General features: G+C 57.8%; 5 protein-coding genes and 1 pseudogene. 3 read left to right on the top strand and 3 right to left on the bottom strand.

All coding sequences use genetic code 11. The features are described 5' to 3' along the window. Positions 1-1,294 precede the first annotated feature (1,294 nt). Positions 1,295-1,417, top strand: a complete 123-nt coding sequence (locus tag H281_RS37530; protein WP_020071596.1) for a hypothetical protein — start codon at positions 1,295-1,297, stop codon at positions 1,415-1,417. A 735-nt stretch (positions 1,418-2,152) separates the two neighbouring features. Here H281_RS37530 and H281_RS0134065 read toward each other — a convergent pair. Continuing rightward, complete coding sequence (locus H281_RS0134065; RefSeq protein ID WP_051121070.1) at positions 2,153-3,016, bottom strand: class I SAM-dependent methyltransferase; 864 nt, start codon at positions 3,014-3,016, stop codon at positions 2,153-2,155. 264 nt (positions 3,017-3,280) lie between these two features. Between H281_RS0134065 and H281_RS0134060 the strand changes: the two genes are divergently transcribed. Then, positions 3,281-3,943 (top strand): NeuD/PglB/VioB family sugar acetyltransferase, encoded by a 663-nt coding sequence (locus H281_RS0134060; protein WP_020071594.1) that lies wholly within the window; start codon positions 3,281-3,283, stop codon positions 3,941-3,943. 118 nt (positions 3,944-4,061) lie between these two features. Here the strand turns inward: H281_RS0134060 and H281_RS37105 are convergent, their stop codons facing one another. Continuing rightward, on the bottom strand, positions 4,062-4,406 hold the full coding sequence (locus H281_RS37105; RefSeq protein ID WP_164701982.1) for a hypothetical protein: 345 nt from the start codon (positions 4,404-4,406) through the stop codon (positions 4,062-4,064). A gap of 142 nt (positions 4,407-4,548) precedes the next feature. Between H281_RS37105 and H281_RS0134045 the strand changes: the two genes are divergently transcribed. Then, positions 4,549-5,034: a hotdog family protein gene (locus tag H281_RS0134045; RefSeq protein WP_020071591.1), complete on the top strand. Its 486-nt coding sequence runs from the start codon at positions 4,549-4,551 to the stop codon at positions 5,032-5,034. Positions 5,035-5,334: 300 nt separating this feature from the next. Here the strand turns inward: H281_RS0134045 and H281_RS37580 are convergent. Continuing rightward, positions 5,335-5,580: pseudogene (locus H281_RS37580) on the bottom strand (filamentous hemagglutinin); the annotation flags it as partial.

The raw sequence follows: 5,580 nt of genomic DNA, 5'->3' as shown, positions 1-5,580 counted from the left end.
ATTGATTCCGAGCATGGAAAATCTCCTAAATAAGCCTGAGCCCAATACGCCACGTTGGCATCGGCGGAAGCACTCGTTCATTGCTGGCCGCCTCAGTGAAGGTTGACGGCATCCCGCAAAGAAACTTTAGTTACCGCTCCCAAGACCAGCCGGACCGGCCAGCGCAAGCACCGTGCGTCCCAATGCGCCGACTTCGGGCGGGCACTGTTTCATGGCTGCCCCCCTCAGTGAAGGTTGTCGGCGTGCACGAGCAGAACTTTATGCCGGCTTTTTAGCAGGCTAGGCACTCTGATCCCAGGGACAAATGTAAGATAGCCAATGCCAATGGGCCGCGACATCTTCCCGCTCCCGTCTAGTGCGACTATCCTGTCAGAACGTTCCGGCAACCGGAAGGGGCGCGGGTAAACCGATCCGCACTTTGCTCATTTTGTGCGCTAGATCGTAATGGTGAGTGCACAGAACGGAAGCGGACCGCTTGCCGAGTGGGTGCGTTCATTAATGAACCGGCGCCCTTCGAACGTCGTCGCTTGCGCATTAGCAAACAAGCTCGCCCGAATCGCGTGGGCGATTGTTAGACACAAGATGCAATTCGAGGCGCTGCCGCCAGCGGGCCGGAGCATCAGGCCGGAACGGCTAGAAGCGCTCGGGGCTAGCTTGGAAAATAAGTGAATTTGCGGACAACATGGTGGACGAAGCACAGGGTAATAAAGGACCCCGTAAAAAGAATGGCTTTCGAAGCCGATCCTTGGAGGACGCGTTACCCTCTCGTTCCCAATCATCGACTGTTGCGCCGTTAGGGCAGTCGAAGTGCTATCCATGAGCTGGGCCTGGATTAAGCTTGTCTGATGGACATTCCATACATCCACAGGCTTACTGAAGCCGGTCCAGTTTCCGGAGCCGTCGGCTAGCTCTTGGCCTCCTAAGTTTAAGGATAGCTTTGTGCCCCAGCCGGGGCACATCTTTTTCAATGTGGCCCGCTACATTAGAGCGCTGCACGAGATCATTAGTCTCAACAATGTTCGGTGAGGTTTGGGGCAACCGGTCGGAAGCACAACGCCAGAGCCCTTTTTGGCGAGCCGGCTCGGACGACGGTATCCGAGCGATCACTTAAGCTCACTGCCGTCCGTCGTTGTCGCAATCAGCGAAATAACGATGATAAAGGAGCGTATCCGACTAATTCGATCAGCAATCCAGCCCTTAACGTGGTTGCGTACCCGGCGTCATCGAGCACGCAAGGCTGTCAGCACGCCCGGGCGTCCCAGGACCAAACAACGAGAACACCATCGGAGCCTTTATGAAATCACTACAGGAGCTGGAACAGATTCGCGAGTACGGGCGGCGCCTGCTTGGCGAAAAAGCGCGCTCTGTGCAAAAGGTCGACCTGATGACGATCGGCGGTGAGGACACCTATCAGTGAGTGGTTGGGATCTGTTGACGTTCGCCCAAGACTGACCCACCTAAGCTGAACATGTTCATCGAAAACTGACCCACGTGCATCGAACACATCATCAATGACGTCAAGGACGCCAGCGGCTACACGATCGGTCGGGAGGATGTCGCGCGGTTATATTGCAGGAAGAACCCGAACGCGAATCCCGGCACCGCAGCCCAGGCCGCCGTCGAACCGGCGGCTCCCGAACTGGCTCCGCTAACGGCTACCGCCTCTTCCGAGACCGCCCAGCCGAATGACTGAAACCTTCTCTACCACCCCTTGAATCACCGGGTCTTGGACCGGCTGGCCCCACTCACCGGCTACTTCTCGCGATAGCGCTCGGCATACAACCACTTGGTCCGACGCGGTCGCCTGTAGCCGGCCCGCAACCGCCTCTAGAGTTAGTGCTGGGACTATGGCCGATTGCAAGCGAGATCGGACATTAGCTCGGTTTCCACGCTGGCAAGTTACTGACCATAGCCGGCACTCACCGTTGCGGTGCCTTCGACTGCAGTGTGAGCGCGGCGCACCGGTGTGGGCGCTGCCGGTCTGCGACACGCTCTATGCGACCTACCTAGCGATTACGCTGAGTCGGTAGGTGCCGACAAAGCATCGCATAAGGTAGCGATCAAAACAGGCACGTTGCAAGCGCAGCCGCCATTCCCCGCGCTGGCAGTGTCAAACAATCGAGGCCACGGTATAAGTGCCGCATAGCTTACTTCAGAATCCCTTCCAGTAATCGACGAAGTCAGCTTTGTAGTGAAAGTATTGCGTCTGTACCTCCGCGTTCATCCGTTCCACAGCGCGTTTTAGCTCTTTTATGCGGGGGTTGTCACGCTTGAACAGAAACCAGCTTTTTGCCTGCGGAGAGTATATGGATGCGGCGTAGCCCCATTGCTGCATCAGTAGCGACATGCTGCGATTTGTGTGAAACGCCGTATGCACGACAGGCACAATGTAGAACCAGTCGGGATCGGCAGGCACACGCTCGCACACGACCGTGTGCATCATCAGGCAGCCATCATCGGCAACGAGCGCGTTTACTTCGTCCAGATCGGCGCGCTGGAGCACATGCTCGAACATCGCGCTATTGATGACCAGCTGGTAGCGGCCTAGATCTTGTTCGGCGACATATTCAGCGCCCGGTCCACTATCGCGCACGTAACGGTCGAACATGCGGATACTACTCCCGAAATACTTCCGCGAGAAGCGCGACAACGTGCCGTAACCCGCCGCGTAGTCGAGAGCGTTGCTCAAGTCGACTACGCTATTGCGGGTAAGCATTTGGAGCGCGAGGGCTTGATCGGCGTAAGGCGGCTGGTTACCGATCTTGTTGCCGGCTTCGATATAGTGATGGAAACTGCCATTAAGAGCTTCCCACTGGCCCGCGTCCATTTCTTGGTGGGTGCGCGAGGCGACAAAGCCACATTCGCCGCACCGCCAGTAGTCGACGCTGAGGGTTTCAAATGGCGCGTTAGGCGGCAGGTCAGCATAGCGCTTGGAGAAGTAATAATGCGTCGGCGCATCGCAAATCATGCACCGGTGAGCGTCGTCTTGGGGATGGGCCGAAGTCATTTTCGACATATGTTCTTAAGTGACGCGCCGTGAACGGCGCGGAAGACGATCAATCGTAGCGCGGCACGACGGCGCTACGGGCTACTGGCGCACTGCGCGCCGCTAAGCAAGCATTCTGGCAGCGGCAGGCCGCGCGAAAGCCATAAATTGAGGGTGCTTTCCCCGCTAACTCTTGGCTTCGGCCGCATGATCTCGGCGGCATACTCCATCCATGATCAATTTCGGCGCCCCGTTTCGCGCGCCCATGACGTCAAGCTTCGCGGGAGACTCAACATGTTGAACAACCTTTTTATATACGGCGCCGGTGGCTTCGGCAAGGAAGTCATGGACTTTGCGCGGCGGCTGAATGCTGTCACGCGCCACTGGGACATGCTAAGTTTTGTTGACGACGTCACCACGCAGCGCGAGCTGCACGGTGCGCCTGTGTATCGGTTCAACGACTCACAGGTGCAAGATCAACTGGGCGAAGCCGATTTCGTGATCGCCGTGGGCGAGCCGGCTGGGCGTATAAAGCTTGCCGCGAAACTTGCCGCGGTGGGGGCGCGCATGAGCGCCCTATGCGATCCGAGCGCCGTGATATCCAACAGCGCGCAACTCAACGAGGGGGTCTTGATCGGCGTCTCCGCGCTCGTGTCCAGCGATGCGCGAGTCGGCAGCAACGCGTGCGTGAACTCGTCGTCCATTATCGGGCATGACGTCAAGGTGGGGGAGCATACCGTAATCTCGTCGATGGTTAATCTTGGCGGCGCCAGCGTGATTGGCGGCGGTAGCTACATCGGCATGGGCGCACTCATCAAGGAAGGCGTGCGCATCGGCTCGAACACTATTATCGGCATGGGCTCTGTTGTTTATGGCGACGTGCCCGACAATGTTATCGCGTTGGGAAATCCCGCCCGTGTGGCGCGTCTCAACACAGACCGCAAGGTATTCAATTGAGCTTGGAAACGAAATGACGAACAAGGAAATTTAGGACAAAGTATTTACGGACTGCTTCTCGGTCCCGCAAGGCGCATTAACCGGCGAATTCGAATATCAGTGCGTTCCGGCGTGGGATTCAATGGGTCACATGGGAATGATAGCGGCGGTCGAAGCCGCGTTCGGAATCATAATGGAGGCTAAGGACATCAGCGAATTTGACTCGTACGCCAACGGCATAGAAAAGCTCAAGAAGTACGGTGTCGAATTGTGAGCACACGTCTCGCACCACGGCAAGGTTTTTTATCGCCTTGCGCTCATTGACGTCGCGGGCGTTCAGGACAGCAGCCGCAGCTATGGCGGCCTTGCACATGGTTACACTTGACGGGCTCGAGTGGCTGTCGCCAATGTCAACGAGCACTATCAGACGCTCACCCGGTTTGGCTTCTAGCACGCGCAGCTTCGCGCCTTCGCGCTTGAGCACTCACGTGCGTGACGTCGACCGGGTAGTCCCGGTCGGCCGCGCGCTAGACATGAATTTCGTGTGGAACGGCTCCGACATCGTCGGCAACCTGTCGCGCGCCATCCATACGCGCTGACTCCACGGTCGCTAACTAGAGGAACAGATGGAAACGCACAACGCTGCAGAAAAGCGCAGTCTCAATTATCAGGAGCTGCAGGAATATCAGCAAAACCGCTATCCGTTTTTGCTGATTGATCAGGTCGATGAGGTAGTGCCCGGCAGATCAGCCCGCGGCTACAAGCTGATGACGCTAAACGAATGGTATTTCCCCGTTCACTTCCCTGGCGCGCCTAACATGCCGGGAGCTCTCCAGATTGAAGCGATGGCGCAGATGCTCACCGTCGCTATCACGACGCTGCCCGGCCTGAAGGGCCGCTACACTCGCGCCCTTGACTATAAAGTTCGGTTCCGCAAGGAAGTCGTTCCGGGCAAGAAATTCGAGCTCGAGGCGGAGGTGCTGTCGTGGCGCCGGGGAATCTGCAAGGGCTACGGCATTGGGCGAATTGATGGCGAGATCGCCTGCGAAGGCGAATTGCTGATCACTATCCCGGAGATCCTTGACTCCTTCACGCCGAAGAAGCCCGCTTGAGCATGAAAGACGTTGCGAACATCGCGATCGTCGGCTCGGGCGCGCGCGGCGCAGCCGCTGACGCAGTGCAAATTGAAGTCGTCACCGACAGATGACAAATTCGCATCAAATCACCAAATCAGGTCGCAAGCCTTCAAGGTCACAATTCAGTTCGCTGCGCATCAGAGTAGAGACTGCGGTGCACCGCCTTGCAGTCGTTTGCGACCGGACGCGCGGATGGACGCCCGCTCGCGCGGACTAAGAACGGGGCCTGACAATACTAGACTTGCTCTAGGCCGACGGTCGTTGATTTAGGTTCGCCTACGCCGCTTCGACTGCACCCGCGTTGACGATCGCGCCACCGCCCGCGGTCTGCACGAACACCTGATGTGAGCTGGACGAGTCCTGCAACAGCATCTTGTTGCCCACCGCGATCTCGGCGGTGCCGTTCGGCGCGCTGATGTTGCCGTAGTGCGCGAAGTTCGCGTCGGTGATCTGCGATTGTGCCGACGACAGGTCGGTTGCTTCTGCTTGCTGCGACGTTGCAATCGCGCTGAAGCGGTTCTG

This window comes from Paraburkholderia caledonica, from assembly GCF_000383275.1.
Taxonomy (GTDB): domain Bacteria; phylum Pseudomonadota; class Gammaproteobacteria; order Burkholderiales; family Burkholderiaceae; genus Paraburkholderia; species Paraburkholderia caledonica.
This window is presented reverse-complemented; position numbering and strand designations above follow the sequence as displayed.

Coding starts and splice junctions, on each gene's coding strand:
- H281_RS37530 (WP_020071596.1), top strand. CDS start 1,295: ATGAAATCACTACAGGAGCTGGAACAGATTCGCGAGTACGGGCGGCGC.
- H281_RS0134060 (WP_020071594.1), top strand. CDS start 3,281: ATGTTGAACAACCTTTTTATATACGGCGCCGGTGGCTTCGGCAAGGAA.
- H281_RS0134045 (WP_020071591.1), top strand. CDS start 4,549: ATGGAAACGCACAACGCTGCAGAAAAGCGCAGTCTCAATTATCAGGAG.
- H281_RS0134065 (WP_051121070.1), bottom strand. CDS start 3,016: ATGTCGAAAATGACTTCGGCCCATCCCCAAGACGACGCTCACCGGTGC.